Source organism: Rhodanobacter sp. FW106-PBR-R2A-1-15, assembly GCF_058789735.1.
Genome location: NZ_JBYTEM010000001.1, coordinates 234,392 through 251,979 on the forward strand (window position 1 = coordinate 234,392; position 17,588 = coordinate 251,979).

Annotated in this window: 12 protein-coding genes; 5 read left to right on the plus strand and 7 right to left on the minus strand. The window is 69.2% G+C overall.

Features of this window, described 5'->3' with window-relative positions; all coding sequences use genetic code 11:
• Positions 1-200 precede the first annotated feature (200 nt).
• A complete protein-coding gene (locus AC3WTD_RS00965) occupies positions 201-761 on the minus strand; it encodes a HutD/Ves family protein (protein WP_492612744.1) in 561 nt (186 codons plus the stop codon).
• Complete coding sequence (gene dinG / locus AC3WTD_RS00970; protein WP_492612745.1) at positions 758-2,875, minus strand: ATP-dependent DNA helicase DinG; 2,118 nt, start codon at positions 2,873-2,875, stop codon at positions 758-760. The genes AC3WTD_RS00965 and dinG overlap by 4 nt, the downstream gene beginning before the upstream one ends.
• A gap of 210 nt (positions 2,876-3,085) precedes the next feature.
• On the opposite strand from dinG, the gene AC3WTD_RS00975 reads away from it, so the two are divergent.
• Complete coding sequence (locus AC3WTD_RS00975; protein WP_492612746.1) at positions 3,086-6,046, plus strand: bifunctional diguanylate cyclase/phosphodiesterase; 2,961 nt, start codon at positions 3,086-3,088, stop codon at positions 6,044-6,046.
• Between the two features lie 6 nt (positions 6,047-6,052).
• On the opposite strand, the gene AC3WTD_RS00980 is transcribed toward AC3WTD_RS00975, so the two are convergent.
• Complete coding sequence (locus AC3WTD_RS00980; RefSeq protein WP_492612747.1) at positions 6,053-6,706, minus strand: DsbA family oxidoreductase; 654 nt, start codon at positions 6,704-6,706, stop codon at positions 6,053-6,055.
• Positions 6,707-6,960: 254 nt separating this feature from the next.
• Between AC3WTD_RS00980 and AC3WTD_RS00985 the strand changes: the two genes are divergently transcribed.
• Genes AC3WTD_RS00985 through AC3WTD_RS01000 form a run of 4 tightly spaced genes read left to right on the plus strand, consistent with a single transcriptional unit; the run spans position 6,961 to position 13,609 of the window.
• Complete coding sequence (locus tag AC3WTD_RS00985; protein WP_492612748.1) at positions 6,961-8,424, plus strand: DUF3375 domain-containing protein; 1,464 nt, start codon at positions 6,961-6,963, stop codon at positions 8,422-8,424.
• A complete protein-coding gene (locus AC3WTD_RS00990) occupies positions 8,411-9,100 on the plus strand; it encodes a DUF4194 domain-containing protein (protein ID WP_492612749.1) in 690 nt (229 codons plus the stop codon). Before AC3WTD_RS00985 ends, AC3WTD_RS00990 begins: the two co-directional genes overlap by 14 nt.
• Positions 9,097-12,468 (plus strand): ATP-binding protein, encoded by a 3,372-nt coding sequence (locus tag AC3WTD_RS00995; protein ID WP_492612750.1) that lies wholly within the window; start codon positions 9,097-9,099, stop codon positions 12,466-12,468. The genes AC3WTD_RS00990 and AC3WTD_RS00995 overlap by 4 nt, the downstream gene beginning before the upstream one ends.
• Positions 12,455-13,609 (plus strand): Wadjet anti-phage system protein JetD domain-containing protein, encoded by a 1,155-nt coding sequence (locus AC3WTD_RS01000; RefSeq protein ID WP_492612751.1) that lies wholly within the window; start codon positions 12,455-12,457, stop codon positions 13,607-13,609. Before AC3WTD_RS00995 ends, AC3WTD_RS01000 begins: the two co-directional genes overlap by 14 nt.
• A 130-nt stretch (positions 13,610-13,739) precedes the next feature.
• Here the strand turns inward: AC3WTD_RS01000 and AC3WTD_RS01005 are convergent, their stop codons facing one another.
• From AC3WTD_RS01005 to AC3WTD_RS01020, 4 genes are all read right to left on the minus strand, one after another.
• Positions 13,740-15,041, minus strand: coding sequence for a type II toxin-antitoxin system HipA family toxin (locus tag AC3WTD_RS01005; protein WP_492612752.1), 1,302 nt, complete (start codon positions 15,039-15,041; stop codon positions 13,740-13,742).
• Positions 15,038-15,355, minus strand: a complete 318-nt coding sequence (locus AC3WTD_RS01010; protein ID WP_492612753.1) for a helix-turn-helix domain-containing protein — start codon at positions 15,353-15,355, stop codon at positions 15,038-15,040. The genes AC3WTD_RS01005 and AC3WTD_RS01010 overlap by 4 nt, the downstream gene beginning before the upstream one ends.
• A 66-nt stretch (positions 15,356-15,421) precedes the next feature.
• Positions 15,422-17,053: an NAD(P)/FAD-dependent oxidoreductase gene (locus AC3WTD_RS01015; protein ID WP_492612754.1), complete on the minus strand. Its 1,632-nt coding sequence runs from the start codon at positions 17,051-17,053 to the stop codon at positions 15,422-15,424.
• 162 nt (positions 17,054-17,215) lie between these two features.
• A complete protein-coding gene (locus AC3WTD_RS01020) occupies positions 17,216-17,437 on the minus strand; it encodes a hypothetical protein (RefSeq protein ID WP_492612755.1) in 222 nt (73 codons plus the stop codon).
• Positions 17,438-17,588: the final 151 nt, after the last annotated feature.

Here is a 17,588-nt window from a genome sequence, read left to right on the forward strand (position 1 = left end):
AGGGCATGGATGCCTGAGTTGAGGCAACGCAGGAGCAGTTGCCCGATGCCCGAGTTGAGGCAGCGCAGGAGCGGCTGCCCGAGGGCCGGGCATGAAACAGTCACGCAAGTGACTGTTTCATGTGAGCGAGTCCGGGCGTGTACCGGACTCGCGACTGAAGAAAACCACAGGAAGTGGTTTTCCTCACAGGCTCTGAGACCTCAGCGGCCGCCGGCCTGCACCCGCACCGCGAGCACCACGGTGTCGTCGGCTAGCTTCACCGGGGGGGCGGCGCGCGAGTCGGGCCGCCAGCTGTCGCCGGCGGCCAGCGTGCCATCCGGCGTCGTCAACCGGCCCTGCGCCACATGCAGCAGCACCACGTCGCCGGGGCCGTTGACCTCGCCGGGCTGGCGCCATACGGCGACGCCACCGGTGGCGTGCCCGCGGCGCAGCATCAGGTTGAAGTCACGGGTGGGGCCGCCGGCCAGCGCTACGTCCACCTTCGCCTCACCGGGGAACGCGAACGGCGTACACGGCACGGTCAGCGCGTGCGTGCGCGCGCCGTCCAGCGTCATCGTGAAGCCGGCGCCGTCGAGCAGCACGATCACGCGGTCGATGCCGGGAAAGGCGGAGAACGGCGCGGCGCTGTCCACCTCGGCCACGCTGACCCGCCACAGGAAATCGTCCATGCCGGCGCCAGACGGCTGGACGGCTATTTCGCGCGTGCGGCCCAGGCCGTTCTTCCACGGCTGCGGCGGGCGGTCGGCCAGGCGGATGATCATGCGGTCCTCTCGATGACGCGCCGGAATGGCGGCAACGCCTTCAGCATGCCGCTGCCGTAGCGCTTGGTGACCACGCGGCGATCCAGCAGCACGATGCGGCCATGGTCGCTCTCGTTGCGGATCAGGCGGCCGCAGTACTGGGTGAGCAGGCGCGTGGCCTCGGGGATGCTCACTTCTATGAAGGGATTGCGCCCGCGCGATTCCAGCCACTCGGCATAGGTGGCGCCGACCGGGTCGGTGGGCACGGCGAACGGCAGCTGGGTGATCACCACCGTCTCGCACAGCTTGCCCGGCAGGTCCAGGCCTTCGCCGAAGGAGGCCAGTCCGAACAGCGTGCTGCCCTTGCCGGCTTCGATGTCGGCGCAATGCTCGGCGACCAGCTGCGACTTACCCAGCGAACCCTGCGCGCGCACCTTGCGCACCTGCGCGATCGGCAGTTTCTGCAGCACGCGGTCGAGCTTGGTGCGCGAGGTGAACAGCACCAGGTTGCCGGCGTCCCAGTCCAGGTTTTCAGCCAGCCACTCGCTGATTTCTTCCGCGTGCGCCTCGCGTGCGTCGGGCAGCGTGCGCATCGAGGGCACTTCGAGCCGCGCCTGCGCGGCCAGGTCGAACGGCGAGGGCAGACTGAGCGTCAGCGCGTCGTCGGGCAGGCCCACCGCATCGGCGAAGTTGCGGAAATTGCCGCCGGCGCTCAGCGTGGCCGAGGTCAGCAGCACGCCGCTGGCGTTGCCCCACAGCACCTCGCGCAGCAGGCCGGCGGCGGATACTGCCGAGGCGTGGCAGACCAGCTGCTGGTCGGCGCCCAGGGTGACCCAGCGCGCCAGCGGCGGCGCGTCGTCCGGATCGTCGGCCGACCAGGCGCGCCAGCAGGCGGCCTGCCGGCCGACGCGTTCCAGCGCGATGCCCAGCTCGCGCGACAGCGCCTCCTGGGTCGGCCCGCCATCGGTCATCTCCACCACCGCGCGGCGCACCGCGCCCAGCCAGCGCTGCACCTCGCCGGTGAGCAGGCTGAGCGCCCGCGCCTGTTGCACCCACGGCGCGGGCAGCTGGCCGAGCGAGCCGCGGTACATCGGCTCGGTTTCGGCCGGGTCGGGCAGCCAGCCGAGGCGGATGGCTTTCTCCAGTTCTTCCAGCGCGTCGCTGAGTTCCTGCAGCCTGGCGTCGCCGGCGTCCAGGGTGAGCCGGCCCAGGCTTTCCTTGTCGGTCAGCGAATACGCCGCGTGCACCTGGCGGCCGAGCCGGCTCAGCTGGCGCACGCTGGCGGTGATGTGGACCTCGGCCGCGCCGCGGTCGATCGCCTTGCCGGGCAGGTGGTGGGCTTCGTCGAACACGTACAGCGTCTCGTCCGGGCGTGGCAGGATCACCCCGCCCCAGCCCGGCTCGGCGCCGCCGTCGGCCTCGCCCGGCATGGTGAGGTCGGCCAGCACCAGGTCCTGGTTGGCCACGATGATCTCGGCGTCGTCCACCGCGCGGCGCGCGACGAAGAATGGGCAGACCATGAACTGGCCGCACTTGCGGTTGGTGCAGCCGCCGGCGCTGGTGGTGATCATCGGGCGCAGCAGCTCGCTGACCGGTTCCGGCGCGCTGTCCATGTCGCCGTCCCACTCGCGGCGGTCGAACGCGCCGCGCAGCTTCGCCAGCGCCTGCTTGTCGCGCGGCTGCGGCGGCTTGTTCCACAGCAGCAGGTCCGCCTCGAAACCGGCCAGGCCCAGCTGCGCGTCGTGGATGCTGTTGGCCGCCATCAGCAGGTTGCGCGGGCACAGGTAGCGGCCGCGGCCCTTGGCCAGCGCCACCTTCGCCTCGATGCCGTTGAGCCGCAGGTAGAGCGGGATGTCACGTTGCACCAGCTGTTCCTGCAGCGCCACGGTGGCGGTAGCGATCAGCAGCTTCTTCTTCTGGAAGCGCGCCACCTCGACGCCGGCGATCAGGTAGGCCATCGACTTGCCGGTGCCGGTGGGCGCCTCGACCGCCGCCACGCCGCCGGCGCGGGCGAACGCCTTGGCCGTCTCGGCGATCATGCGCCCCTGCGAGGCGCGCGCGCGGAAGCCGGGCAGGCCGTCCTTCAGTCGTGCGTAGGCGGCGCGGATGGCGTCCTTGGTGGTGTCGGTGAGCATGGATGGAACGGGGACCTGCGCTGCGGATGACGCCGGAACACGGCGGCGCCGACTCATGGCGTGGCCAGCCGGACGCGATGGGGCAGTTTATCGGTATTGCGCGTTGGCCCGCATGGAGGCAGGCTCGTCATGTCCGATGCCGGCGTTGCCGCGGGGTTTCGACCGGGCGGGCCGTCCGCCGGCATTGGCGGGCGCGGGCTTGGGGATTCGATGAAGCATGCCGATGCCATGGAAGCGGGGCCGTCGCAGGGCGGATCGCTGCAGCTGAGCTGGCTGGCCCGGCTGATCGGCACGCATGCGCCGGAAGAGGTGGCTGCGGCGATCGCCGACCTGGTGCAGGCGCGTCCGGGTTGCGTCGCGGCCAGCGTGCGCTGGGGGCAGGGCGAGGTCGTTGCTGCGCAAGGCCGCCCGCCGATGTCGTTCGCGCCGGCCGATGCGTCGTGGCTGGTGGCGGCCGCCCGCACGGCCGGGCCGCTGCGGCACCCGGACGGGCGACGTGTGGCGGTTCGCCTGTGCACGCAGCCCGACGTGGCGCTGCTGTTGCTGCAGTTGCAGCCGGGCCATGCCGACGAGCGCTTCCTCGCGGGGCTGGAAACGCCGCTGCGACTGGCCGGCCAGCATCTGCGCTGGGCCTTGGAGTGGGCCGAGCTGAAAGATTCGCACGAGCAGCTCGAACGCTCGGAGAACCTGCAGCGCGCGCTGTTCGCGATCTCGGACCTGGCCGGCTCCGAGCGCGACATGCCCGACCTGCTGCGCGGCATCCACGCCATCGTCAGCACGCTGATGTATGCGGAAAACTTCTTCATCGTGCTGCATGATGCCGTGCAGGACACGATCCGTTTCCTGTACTTCGTCGACCAGCAGGAGCCGGTGCCCCCCGGCGGCGGCCAGGACATGCCGCTGGGCGCGATCGAGCACACGCTGACCTGGTACGTGATGCGCGACGGCAAGGCGCGCATGGGCAATGCCGAGGAGCTGCGCAGCCAGGTGGTGGGGCCGGTGACCCTGATCGGCCCGGACAGCTACGACTGGCTCGGCGTGCCGTTGCTGCGCGACGGCCAGCCGCGCGGCGTGCTGGTGGTGCAGAGCTATCGCCGCGACATCGGCTTCACCGACGAGGACCTCACCCTGCTGGAGTTCGTCAGCAGCCACATCCTCACCGCACTGGAGCGCAAGCAGGGCAAGGACGAGCTGGAGCAGCGGGTGCAGCGGCGCACGCTGCAGCTGGCGGAGGCGAACCGCGGGCTGCAGCAGGAGATCGTCGAGCGCCAGCGCGCCGAGCACCTGCAGACCGCGCTGTTCCAGCTCGCCGAGCTGGCCACCGCCGACATCGACCAGGGTACGTTCTACCGGCGCGTGCATGCGGTGGTGGGCGAACTGCTGAACGCGCAGAACTTCTTCATCGGGCTGCTCTCCGACGACCGGCTCAAGCTGACCTTTCCCTACTCGGTGGACGCGGTGCTGGCGCCGCCGGCCGAACGCGTGCTGACCCGCGGCCTGAGCGAATATGTGATGCGCCTGGGGCGCGCGCTGCGGGTGGACAACGCGGACATCGAGGAACTGGAGCAGCGCGGCGAGATCGCGCCGGGGCGGATGAGTTCTCCCGCGATGTACTGGCTCGGCGTGCCGTTGATCGTGGCCGACGAGGTCATCGGGCTGGTCGCCGTGCAGAGCTACCGCGCCGACGTGGTGTACGGCGCGGCCGACCAGGAACTGCTCAGCTTCGTCGCCTCGCAGGTCGCCAACAGCCTCACCCGGCGCCGCTCCGCCGAGTCGCTCCGGCGTGCCTACGAACAGCTGGAACAGCGGGTGGAAGAGCGCACGCTGGCCCTGCGCAAGGAAATCGGCGAACGCGAGCGCATGCAGGACCAGCTGCGCCATCAGGTCATGCACGACGCGCTCACCGGGCTGCCGAACCGCGGCTACCTGCGTGAGCGCATCGACCGCGCACTGGACGCCATGCGGCGCGAGCCGCAGCACCCCTGCGCGCTGTTGTACCTGGACGTGGACCGCTTCAAGATCATCAACGACAGCCTGGGCCACCTGGCCGGCGACGAGGTACTGAAGGAGGTGGCGCGGCGCCTGGCCGGCTGCGTGCGCCATCCGGATCTGGTGGCGCGGCTGTCCGGCGACGAGTTTGCGATCCTGCTGGAACAGGACGAACTGCCGTGGGCGGCCACCGCCGTGGCGCAGCGCGTGCTGGACGCGCTGGACGCGCCGATGCGGGTGGCTGGCAAGGAACTGCCGGTGACCGCCAGCATGGGTATCGCGATCGGCGACGGCAACTACGTGGCCGCCGACGAGCTGCTGCGCGACGCAGATATTGCGCTGTACCGGGCCAAGCAGCTGGGCCGCAAGCGCTACGAGCTGTTCGACGAGCGGCTGGCGCAGAACGTGGTCGACGTGCTCGCGCTGGAAGGCGAACTGCGTCAGGCGCTGGCACAAGGCTTGTTCGAGCCGTACTTCCAGCCGATCTGCGCGCTCGACGGCAGCGGGCGCACGCTGGGCTACGAGGCGCTGATCCGCTGGAACCATCCACAACGCGGCGTGCTGCGGCCAGGCGACTTCCTGAGGATCGCCGAGGACAGCGGGCTGATCGAGACGATCGACTGGCACATGTTCGAGCTGAGTTGCCGGCTGCTGCTGCAGCACGGACGCGACGACAGCTTCATGACGGTGAACGTGTCGGCGCTGCACCTGCGCCATGCGCATTTCGACCGGCGCCTGGTCCAGCTGCTGGAACGTACCGGGCTGCCGCCGCAGCGGCTGGTGCTGGAAGTCACCGAGGGCGCGCTGCTGGACAATCCCGAGCATGTGCGCGCCACGCTGGAGCGCCTGCGCGCGATCGGCATCGGCGCGGCGCTGGACGATTTCGGCACCGGCTACTCCTCGCTCAGCTACCTGCACTCGCTGCCGCTGCGTATCCTGAAGATCGACCGCGCCTTCGTGCAGGAACTGGACAAGGAGGGCAACACCTCCAGCACCACCGTGGTGGCGGCGATCCTGGCGCTGGCGCGCGCGCTCGGCATCCAGGTGATCGCCGAAGGCATCGAGACGCCGACCCAGCGCGATGCGTTGATGGCGATGGGCTGCGAGATGGGCCAGGGCTACCTGCTCGGCCGCCCGGCGCCGATCACACAGTGGCGGGCGCCGGGCGTCGCCGGTGCATGAGCGGTTCTAGGCGCCGGCGGCGATCTGCCGCAGCGCCTGCTCGAACGTCTCCGGCGGCTGCCCGCCGGAAATCAGGTGCTGGCCGTTGACGATGGTGGCCGGCACCGAGCGGATGCCGCGCGAGGTGAAGAACTGCTCCTGCGCGCGCACTTCGTCGGCAAACTCGTCGCCAGCGAGGATCTGCCGCACGCGTTCGCCATCCAGCCCCGCCTCGACGGCCAGCCGCACCAGCGTGTCGTGCGCGCCCACGTCCTCACCGTCGGTGAAATAGGCGCGCAGCAGGATCTGCTTCAGCGCCAGCTGGCGACCTTCCAGTTCGGCCCAGTGCAGCAGCCGGTGCGCGTCGAAAGTGTTGTAGACGCGCTTGCGCCGCTCCATGTCGAAGATGAAGCCCAGCGCCGCGCCGCGTTCGCGGATCATTTCCTGGTTCGCGGCGATCTGTGTGGCTGAACTGCCGTACTTGTGCACCAGATGCTCGACCGCATCCTCGCCTTCCGCCGCCATCTGCGGGTTCAGCTCGAACGGCTGGAAATGGATCTCGGCGCTGATCTCGCCGTCCAGCTTCGCCAGCGCCTGCTGCAGCGAAGCCAGTCCGATCGCGCACCACGGGCAGGAGACGTCGGAAACGAAGTCGATGCGGACGGAAGCGGGCTTGGTCATGGGTTGTCTGCCGAAGCGGGAGAGGTGCAAAAGATGGGGGCGGCACAAGCCTCTTCAATCCGTCGCGTCAAGCGTACGGCGGCGCACGTCGCATGGGATGAGATACCAGCGATTACACTGAAGGTTTCCCGGACAGACCCCAGGTCCGGGCGATTCTTGCAGCTACCAGCGGGCAGGTACATGTCACATCGTCGAATCATCCACCAGATTCCGTCCGGCGCGGGCGGGGTTGCCTTTGGACATTCGGTGTCGCGATGAAAACCCGCGCACGCATTGCCACCTGGCAGCGGCTACGCCAGCAGCCCACCTGGAAACTGCTGGCGGCGGACAACGCGCCGCTGATTGCCGCCCTGCTGCAGGCGCTGCTGCTCGATGGCGAACGCCAGTTGCCGGCCTCGCTGCTGCACGAGCGGCTGGCGCGCGAATTGGACGAATTGCGCACGCATGGCCACACGGTGCCGCGCACGGCGCAGGCCTACGTGGCCGAATGGCTGGCCGCCGGCTGGCTGGAGCGGCGCTTTCCCGCCGGGGCCAGCGAGGAACAGTACGAGCTGACCGCGCCGGCGATCGCGGCGCTGCGCTTCCTGGGCAGCCTCGACGCCAGCCGCAGCGTGGCCACCGAGAGCCGGCTGGCACTGGTGATCCAGCAACTGGTGCAACTGGCGCGGCAGACCGATGCCGACCCGCACAGCCGCCTGGGCGAACTGCTCGCCGAGCGCGAGCGCATCGATGTGCAGATCGCCGCGGTCAGTGAGGGCCGGGTCGACGTGCTGGACGAGACCCGCGCGCTGGAGCGCGCCCGCGAGGTGATCGCGCTGGCCGACGAGTTGGCCGAGGATTTCCGCCACGTGCGCGACGATTTTCAGCAGCTGGACCGGGAGTTCCGCGAACGCATCATCGACGACGAGCGCCAGCGCGGCGAGATGCTGGAGGCGCTGTTCGCCGGCGTCGACGTGATCGCCGAAAGCGAATCCGGGCGCAGTTTCGACGCGTTCTGGCGGCTGCTCACCGACGCCGAGCAGAGCGGCCAGCTGGAAGCGGCGGTGGACGCGGTGACCAGCCGCCCGTTCGCCTGCGCGCTGGACCGGCGCGAACGCAGCTTCCTGCTACACCTCACCCGTACCCTGCTCGATCGCGGCGGCCACGTGCACGACGTGCTGCAGCATTTTGCGCGCAGCCTGAAGGGCTTCGTGCAGAGCCGCGCCTACCTGGAACAGCGCCGCCTGCACCAGTTGCTGAAACAGGCCCAGGTCGAGGCGCTGAAGCTGCGCGACCGGGTACGCAGCAACCAGGGCATCGACTACACGCTGACCCTGAGCAGCGCGCGGCTGCATTCGCTGTCGCGCTGGCGGCTCAACGATCCGCGCACCGGCCAGGTCGACGGCAGCATCGTCCGCGCCGACGGCGCGGCGATCTCGCTGGACAGCGTGGGCGAGCTGGTGGCGCAGTCGGAGATCGACTTCCGCAGCTTGAAGCAGCGCGTGCGGGCGTTGCTGGCCGAGCGCGCGCAGTGCTCGGTCGGTGCCGTGCTCGAACACTATCCGGCCGAGCAGGGTCTGGGCAGCGTGGTCGGCTACGTCGCGCTGGGCAGCCGCCACGGCATGCTGGTGGCCGATCGCCACGAATCGGTGAGCTGGCGCGGCGAGGATGGCCGCGAACGCCGTGCGCGCATTCCTCTGCTGTACTTCCTCAAGGAAAAACGCGATGAACTGGTCTGAAGACAGGGACGAACCGACCCCGGAAAACCCGTTGCCGGAAAGCGTGGGCGATCCCGCGCTGTTCCCCGGCGACACCGGCAGCCTGCCGTTCGGGGCGCGCCGCGTGCTGTGCCAGTTGCTGGCCGGCCCCAGCGTGGACGCCGAGCGCCATGCGTTGCTGTGGCCGGTGCTGCTGCGCGAGGAAACCGCCATCCGCGCGCGCCTGAGCGACTTGTTTCTGGAGCTGGTGCTCGACCGCGACCTGCGCGTGGCCTTCGTGCGCCAGGCCGACACCGGCGGGCTGGAAACGCCGACCCTGCTGCGCTCCAGTCCGCTCACCTTCATCGACTCGGTGCTGCTGCTGGCCCTGCGCCAGCGCCTGGCCGAGGCCGAGGCGCACGGCCAGCGCGCCGTGGTGGAGGAGGACGAGCTGCATGCGCAACTGGCCGTATACGAACCGCCGCAGGGCACCGACCGCGCCGGCTTCGTCCGGAAGCTCAACGCGGCCATCGAGAAGATGAAAAAGAACAACGTGCTGCAGCCGATCCGCGGCAGCGAGGGACGTCACGAGGTCTCGCCCACGCTGAAGTTGCTGTTTTCCGCCGAGGACGTGCAGGCGCTGGGCGCGGTCTATCGCGAGCACCTGGCCGGCCGGCATGGTGGCGCGGACGTGGAGAGCGAGGAGGACGAGGGATGAAAAAGTCCGACGGCGCTCCTACCCTGTTCCTGTCTGACCTGCCCACGCCGCGCGAGGAGCAGTTCCGCATGCGCCGCCTGCAGGTACTCAACTGGGGCACCTTCTCCGGCCTGCACGAGGTGCCGATCGCCGAGCGCGGCTTCCTGTTCGTCGGCCGTTCCGGCTCGGGCAAGTCGACCCTGCTCGACGCGATGTCGGCGTTGCTGGTGCCGCCGGCGCTGGTGGATTTCAACGCCGCCGCGCGGGAGGCCGAGCGCAGCGGTCGCGACCGCTCGCTGGTGTCCTACGTGCGCGGCGCCTGGGCCGACCGCCACGACGACGATTCGGGCGAGGTCGCCACCCAGTACCTGCGTCGCGGCGCCACCTGGTCGGCGCTGGCGCTGGAATACCGCAACGCGCTGGGCCGCTGCGTCACGCTGGTGCGGTTGCTGTGGATCCGCGGCAACAGCTCCAGCGCGGCCGACGTGCAGAAGTATTTCATCATCGCCGAGCGGCCGTTCGAGCTGGCGACGGAACTGGCCGGCTTCGACCTGGACATCCGGCGCCTCAAGCAGCGCATTTCCGATGTCCACTATCACGAGACTTTCAGCGCCTACGCCGAACGCTTCCGTCGCCTGCTAGGCATCGGCAACGACACCGCGCTGCGCCTGCTGCACAAGACCCAGTCGGCGAAGAACCTGGGCGACCTCAACCATTTCCTGCGCGACTTCATGCTGGAGCGGCCGGAAACCTTCACCGTGGCGGAACGGCTGGTGGCCGAGTTCGCCGAACTGGACGAGGCGCACAAGGCAGTGGTCACCGCGCGCGAGCAGATCGAAACCCTGCGCCCCGCACGCACGGCGCACGACCGGCTGATGGACGTGCGCCGCGAACGCAGCGAACTGGACGAGCTGCTGGCCGGCATGGACGGCTACCGCGAGCGCCAGCGGCTGCGCCTGCTCGACACGCGGCTGGTCGAGCTGGACACGCTCGACCGCGGCCTCGAAGGCGAGGAGGGCCGCCGTCAACAGACGTGGGAACAGCACCAGCGTGAACTGGGCGACCTGCAGGCACGCCACCGCGAACAGGGCGGCGACCGCATCGAACAACTGCAACGCGACCACGACAGCGTGTCGCGCGAGCGCGATGCCTGCCTGCGCCATCGCGGCGTGGCCGAGAGCGCGTGCCGGCAACTGGATTGGCAGCTCGGCGCCACCCCGCAAGGCTTCGCCGAACAACTCGCCGAGGCGCGCAGCCTGCTGGACGCCAGCCAGGACGCCGCCGCCAATGCCGACCAGCGCATGCTGGAACTGGGCATGCAGAAAAAACAGGCCGAGCTTGATTTTGCCAGGGCACGTGCCGAGATCGCCGCGCTGGAAAAGCATCCGTCGAACGTTCCCGAATACATGCAGACCTTGCGCAGCCGGCTGTGCGCCGCGGTGGGCCTGGCCGAGACCGCGCTGCCGTTCGCCGGCGAGCTGATCCAGGTACGCGCGGACGAAGCGGCGTGGAGCGGCGCGATCGAACGCCTGCTGCACGGCTTCGCGCTGTCGCTGCTGGTGGACGAGCGGCATTACGCCAAGGTGGCCGCGTGGGTCGACGCCACCCATCTGGGCGGCAAGCTGGTGTACCACCGCATCGGCGCCGCAGATGGGCTGAACGTGTCCGCGCCGCCACCGCGTTCGCTGCTGCACAAGCTGGAGCTGGCGCCGCATGCACACCAGGAATGGCTGCACGCCGAACTGCTGCGCCGCTACGACTACGCCTGCGTGGACAGCGTGCAGGCGTTGCAGCGCAGCGATCGCGCGATCACCGCACAAGGCCAGATCAAGCACGGCCGCAGCCGCCACGAGAAAGACGACCGCCACGCCGTCGACGATCGCCGCCAGTGGGTACTGGGCTTCGATAATCGCGACAAGCTGGCGCTGTACAAGGCCGAGGCTGGCGCGTTGGCGCAGCAGATTGCCGGTGCCGACCATGCGATCGCGGCGATCCACGCCGAGCGCAGGCAGCGGGCCGACCATGCCGCCGCCGCGCAGTCGCTGGCCAACCTGCGCTGGAGCGATATCGACGTCGCTCCGCTGCTCACGCGGCTGGATGCCATCGCCATCGAATTGGGCGAGTTGTCCAAAGCCAATGTGACCCTGCGCGACCTGGGCGAACGCATCGCCACGAAGGAAAAACAAGTTACTGCAGCGCAGCGCCTTCTGAATGACGTGCGCGTCGAACGCGATGGTCATAGGCGCGAACACGGACGGCTGGACAAGGAGCGCGCCCGCTGCGTCGACGACGTGGCGGCCAAGCCGCTGACGCCGCTGCAACGGCAGGGCCTGGATGCGCGCTGTGAAGCCGGCGCGGCGTTCACCCTTGGCAATCTGGCCGAGCGCACGCTCGCGATGGAGCGTGCGCTGAACCAGGGCATCGGCGCGCTGGAGACCGAGGCCGGTGCGCAATCCCATCGCATCGTCAGCGGTTTCGAGGCGTTCCGCCGCCGTTGGCCGCAGGATGCCGGCGACGTGCAGGCCGATCTGCAGAGCGCGGCGGATTTCTTCGCCCGGCTGGAGCGGCTGGAACGCGACGGCCTGCCGGCCCACGAGGCGCGTTTCTTCGACATGCTGCGCACGCAGAGCGGGCAGAACCTGGTGGCGCTGCAGACGCACATCGCGCAGGCGCACAAGGCGATCCGCGCACGCATGGAAGACGTCAACGCCAGCCTGGAGAAAGTGCCGTTCAACCGCGGCAGCGTCCTGCAGATCCGGCCCGAGGATCGCCGCCTGCCCGAGGTGATCGAGTTCCGCCAGCAGCTGCGCGACGTGCTGGCGCACCAGCGCACCGACGACCGCGAACGCGCCGAGGCGCAGTTCGAAGGCCTGCGCAAACTGGTCGCCCGGCTGGCCTCGACCGACCCCGAGCACAAGCGCTGGCGCGAACAGGTGCTGGACGTGCGCCTGCACGTGGAGTTCATCGGCGAGGAACGCGATGCGGTGAGTGGCGAGCAGTTGGAGGTCTACCGCAGTGGCGCCGGCAAGTCCGGCGGCCAGCGCCAGAAACTGGCCACCACCTGCCTGGCCGCCGCGCTGCGCTACCAGCTGGGCGACGAGGACGGCGGCGTGCCGCAATACGCAGCGGTGGTGCTGGACGAAGCGTTCGACAAGGCCGACAACGAATTCACCGCGATGGCGATGCGCATCTTCGAGAACTTCGGCTTCCAGATGATCGTGGCCACGCCGTTGAAATCGGTGATGACGCTGGAGCCGTTCATCGGTGGCGCCTGCTTCGTCGAGATCAACGGACGGCACGATTCCGGCGTGCTGATGATCGAATACGACGCCGCCAGCCAGCGGCTGGACCTGCCGCGTGCGCGCGAAGGCGACGATGCGCAGCCCTGAGCAGGCGGTCGCCCTGCTGCGCGGCCTATGGCCGCGCCAAGCCGGTGATTGGCTGGGCGGCGGCGGCGAGTGGCCGCTGCGTGTATCGCTGGCGACCCCGGGTGAAAAGCAGGCCAGCGCGCACTGGGTGGCGTTCGAGGCCTGGCGATCGGCGTGGAAGAGTTGGCCGGGCGGTGAGGTGAGCTGGATCGAGCGGCGCTGGCCCCTGCTCGGTCGCCAGGTGGTGCCGGAAGCGCTGTTGCTGCCCGACGCGAATGCACTGGCCGCCCTGCTCGGCGAAACCGTGCGCTGGCAGCGCGCCTGTGCGCGGTTCGCGACGTGGACGCAACGCTGGCCATCGCTGGCCACCGGGCTGCGCCGTCAATACCTTTTGCTGGCCGACACCGGGGAAACCGAGTTCATCCGCCTCGGTGACATGCTGGTGTGGCTGCAGGCACACCGTGCGTCGAACCTGTTCGCCCGCCAGTTACCGGTGGCCGGGCTCGACAGCAAATGGCTGGAGACCCGTACCGGCTTGCTCGGCGACTGGCTGCGCACACTGGCCGATTTGCCCCGTGACACCGATTTCTGGCGAGCCAGCGGCTTGCGCCGCGAGCCCGATCGACTGCGCCTGCGCGTGCTCGATCCCGCCTTGCGCGCCCGCGTTGGCGGCCTGGGCGACATCCATGCGCCGTTCGACCAGCTGGCTGCGCTGGCGTTGCCGGCGCGCCGCGTGTTCATCGTCGAAAACAAACAGACCGGCCTGGCCTTCGACGACCTGCCTGGCGCCGTGGTGCTGATGGCGCGTGGTTATGCGGTCGATCGCCTGCATGAACTACCGTGGTTGCGTGCTGCCGATGCGGTGCATTACTGGGGCGACCTGGACACCCACGGCCTGGCCATCCTCGGCCACCTGCGCGGCCACCTGCCGCAAGTGCGGTCGCTGCTGATGGACGAGGCAACCCTGTTGACCCATCGCGCGCTGTGGGTGACCGAACCGCAACCGCACCGCGCCGACGCGATCGAGTACCTGGATACCGCCGAGCAGGCGCTGTACCGGGACCTGCGCGGCGACCGCTGGGGCGTGCGCGTGCGACTGGAGCAGGAGCGGGTCGGCTGGGATGTGGCGTGGGCGAAGATTCGTTCGATGGCAAGCGGATGAGTGGTTCGATCCGATGTGTCGGACGGCGGAGTGATGGTTCCGCCGCGTGAGCGGGCTCCTACGGCAGCGGGTGGGGATTGGAGTCGCTTGACAGACATGAGCCATCGCGCTCATTGAACGTTATTTCGTGTCAATCATCGTGGCCGGGGAATTGCGCAAGCCGCCCGCCTTTCTCGCGAGCGCCGTCGGCGAGCAGGGCTGGCAGGGATTGCAGGATCGGGTGATCGAGGCCGTCGTCACGCATGCGTCGGGCCAGCTCGCTGGCATGATCGGGCAAGGCCTCGGCCATGCCGGCAATGCGCGCCAGCGCCGGTTCGATATCCACGCGCGCGTCGCGCAGCAGCGTTTCCCAGTGGTGCCGGCGGATGTCGCGCAGGCGGTAGGTGCTGCCGATTTTCATCGCCATCGCCAGTTTGTCCTGGCGCAGCGCCGGGTAGGCAAGCGCGCTGCCCAGGTCGTACAGCGGCGCCAGGCGAACGCGGCCGCCGCGACCAAACAACAATGCGTGGTTCTTCGCGTGTGCATCGGTGCCGGCGATCAGCCAGTTGAACGCCAGTGCGTCGATGAAGGTATCCACGTCTCCGGACGGGGCGCTGGAATGGGTGCGCAATACGTCGATGATGGCCAGCGGGCCGGGGCCGCCGTCGCTCTGGTATTTGCGTGTTGGCGAAACGGCGAGCGCCTGGCACAGGTCTTCCTGATGTACGCGTAGCAGTCGGCCCTGATGCTCGACACGATCGAAACGGGCCACCACGATGGCGGACTCGCCGTCGAACCGGTGCAATTCGGACTGCGCCACCGGCAGGCCGAGCCGGCGGGCCAGGGCGAGGCAAAAATGTTCGTTCTCGGCGTGGCCATCGAACGCGGCGGTCGCCGGCTTCAGGATGTGCGTGGTGGGTGTGCGCCCGGCGGGCACGCCCCAGCGGCCATCGCGTCGCAGCAGCGCCGTCTTCGGTTGCGCGCCGGCGAGACTGAACTGGCCATGGTCGGTGGCGCGGCGGGTGGCGGAAGGGTCGCGTCGCAGGGCACGCAGGCGTTCGCCGATCTCGGTTTCGTCCAGCCAGCCGATGTCATCGACGACTTGATCCTGCAGCGCGGACAGGCGCTCGGTTGGCACGAACTGCACCGCGCCGGCGCAATCCTCTCCGATGTGCGTCAGCAGGCCGAACGCGTTGCGGGCGGAGACGTGGAACCGGCTGGCCCAGTGCGCCAGGGTCTGCTCGTTGTCTGGCAGCAGCCCCCACAGGAAGGCGTCGATCACGGCATGCGGATGCGTCGCTCGTACCAGCGGCATGGATAGCGACAGCGGCAGGGCGTCAGGATGCCGACGCCACGCGTCCGTGTAGTCGAAACGCAAGCGGCCGCTGCGTTCGCGGGCGACGGTGCCAATGGCCGTGCCGTCCATCACGGCGACCAGCGTGTCGACCGTCACTGCGGCTGCCGTGCGGCATCGATGATGGCGTCGATGTCGATATCCGGCGTATCGGCGACGTGACCATAGGAAAGTGTCGCCAAGCCGGTTTGCAGCGGGTTGTCGAGCGTGTTGAGGGCACGCAGCACCAGGCCCATTTCCGCGCGCGGCTTGCCGCGCTCGACCTCCACCACCCATTGCCGGCTGACACCGATGCGGCGGGCCAGCTCAGCTTGGCCAAGCCCGGCCTTCTTGCGGCTTTCACGCAGCAGGGCACCGATGTCCTGTGGAGTTCGGATGAGCATGATGGCCTCGGAGTCACCGTACGGCGACATTACGAAATGTCAGCGATCGCGGACAATATAGCTATGTCGTCGCTCGTTGACAATATCCGGCAGGCTTCAGCTTTTCATGACGTTTCGAACTACGGCCTCGGCCGCCTTGATGCCGTCCACCGCGGCGGAGAGGATGCCGCCGGCGTAGCCGGCGCCTTCGCCGGCGGGGTAGAGGCCGCGGGTGTTGAGGCTTTGCAGGCTGTCGTCGCGCGTGATGCGAACGGGCGAGGAGGTGCGTGTCTCCACGCCGGTGAGGATGGCGTCATGCATCGCGTAGCCGCGCAGTTGCCGCTCGAACGCGGGCAGCGCCTCGCGGATCGCGGCGATCGCGTAGTCCGGCAGCGCGCTGTCGAGATTGCCGAGAGTCACGCCCGGTTGATACGAAGGCAGCACGTTGCCGAATTCGCGCGAGGCGCGGCCGGCGAGGAAGTCGCCGACGAGTTGCGCGGGCGCGTTGTAGTTTTCGCCGCCGAGCACGTAGGCGTGGCTTTCCAGCGCGCGCTGCAGCGCGATGCCGGCGAGCGGGCTGCCGCTGGCATCGAACGGCGCGAAGTCGGCGGGCTCGATGCCGACCACCACCGCAGCGTTCGCGTTGCGCTCGTTGCGCGAGTACTGGCTCATGCCGTTGGTGACCACGCGGCCGGGTTCGCTGGTGGCGGCCACCACAGTGCCCCCGGGGCACATGCAGAAGCTGTATACGGAGCGGCCACCTTTGCCGTGATGCACCAGCTTGTAGTCGGCCGCGCCAAGGATCGGATGCCCGGCCTGCGGGCCGAAGCGGTCGCGGTCGATCACCGACTGCGGGTGTTCGATGCGGAAGCCGATCGAAAAGGGCTTCGCTTCCAGGTGCACGCCGCGCGCATGCAGCATTTCGAACGTATCGCGCGCGCTGTGGCCGAGCGCCAGCACTACGTGGTCGGCACGAATCCGTTCGCCGCTGGCCAGGGTGACGCCGCGCACGCGGCGCCCGCCGGTTGCATCGGTGTCGATCAGCAGATCGTCCATGCGCTGGTTGAAACGGATCTCCCCGCCCAGCGACTCGATCGTGGCGCGCATGTTCTCCACCATCGAGACCAGGCGGAACGTGCCGATGTGCGGCTTGCTGACGTAGAGAATCTCCTCCGGCGCGCCGGCCTCGACGAATTCGGTGAGCACCTTGCGGCCGTGATGCTGCGGGTCGCGGATCTGGCTGTGCAGCTTGCCGTCGGAAAACGTACCGGCACCGCCCTCGCCGAACTGCACGTTCGACTCGGGATGCAACTGGCGCTTGCGCCACAGGTCCCAGGTGTCCCTGGTGCGCTCGCGCACCTGCTTGCCGCGGTCGAAGATGATCGGGCGCAGACCCATCTGCGCCAGGATCAGTCCCGCGAACAGGCCGCAGGGGCCGAAGCCGATCACCAGCGGGCGGTGTTCCGGCCGCGGCGGCGCCTTGGCCACGAAGTGGTAGCTGGTGTCCGGCGTGGGCTGCACGTGCGCATCGCCAGCAAAGCGCTTGAGCAGCTCCGCCTCGCGCGGGGTGTCGATGTCCAGCGCGTAGATCAGCATGATCGCACCGCGCTTGCGGGCGTCGTAGCCGCGCCGGGCGATGGTGTAGCCGGTGAGTTCGGCGGCGCCGATGTCCAGCCGCCGGAGGATCGCGGCGCTGAGCGCGGCCTCGCCGTGGTCGAGCGGCAGCTTGAGGTCGGTCAGTCGCAGCATGGGAGCCCGGTGGGTCGATCGGCGAGGGGCGCGGGCCCGGTGGGCTATTGTCGATGCGACGTCGCATGCCCGACAAGGCACTCCGGCCTGCGACATCCCGTGCGCGCCCAAAGTCGGCGCCAACGCGGGCGGCGCGGCCCGAAAGTGACCTGTTGGGTCAGTTCAGGCCGCCAGCATGGTCAGAATTTGTTCGCCCGTGGCGCGCGGGTGCAGCAGCAGGTACTGCGGGCGCCGGTTGCGGTCGTGCCGGCGGGCGGCGACGACGCACGGCTCGCCGTCGGCGGCGGTGACGCACAACGGGGCCGGGCGGCGCCGGTCCCACGGGTGACGCAGCACCAGGCCGTGCTGCGGGCCACCGACGATGATGCACTTGATCTGTTCCATGACGTTTGCTCCGGGAAAGGGGGATGTGGAGGAGTTGCTTCCCCTTCTTGCAGGACGCAGGCCACGGGCCGACGGCAAAATGCGATGCGCATCACACTTTGGCGATCTGGCGGGGGGGGGGGGGGGGGGGGGGGGGGGGGGGGGGGGTGGG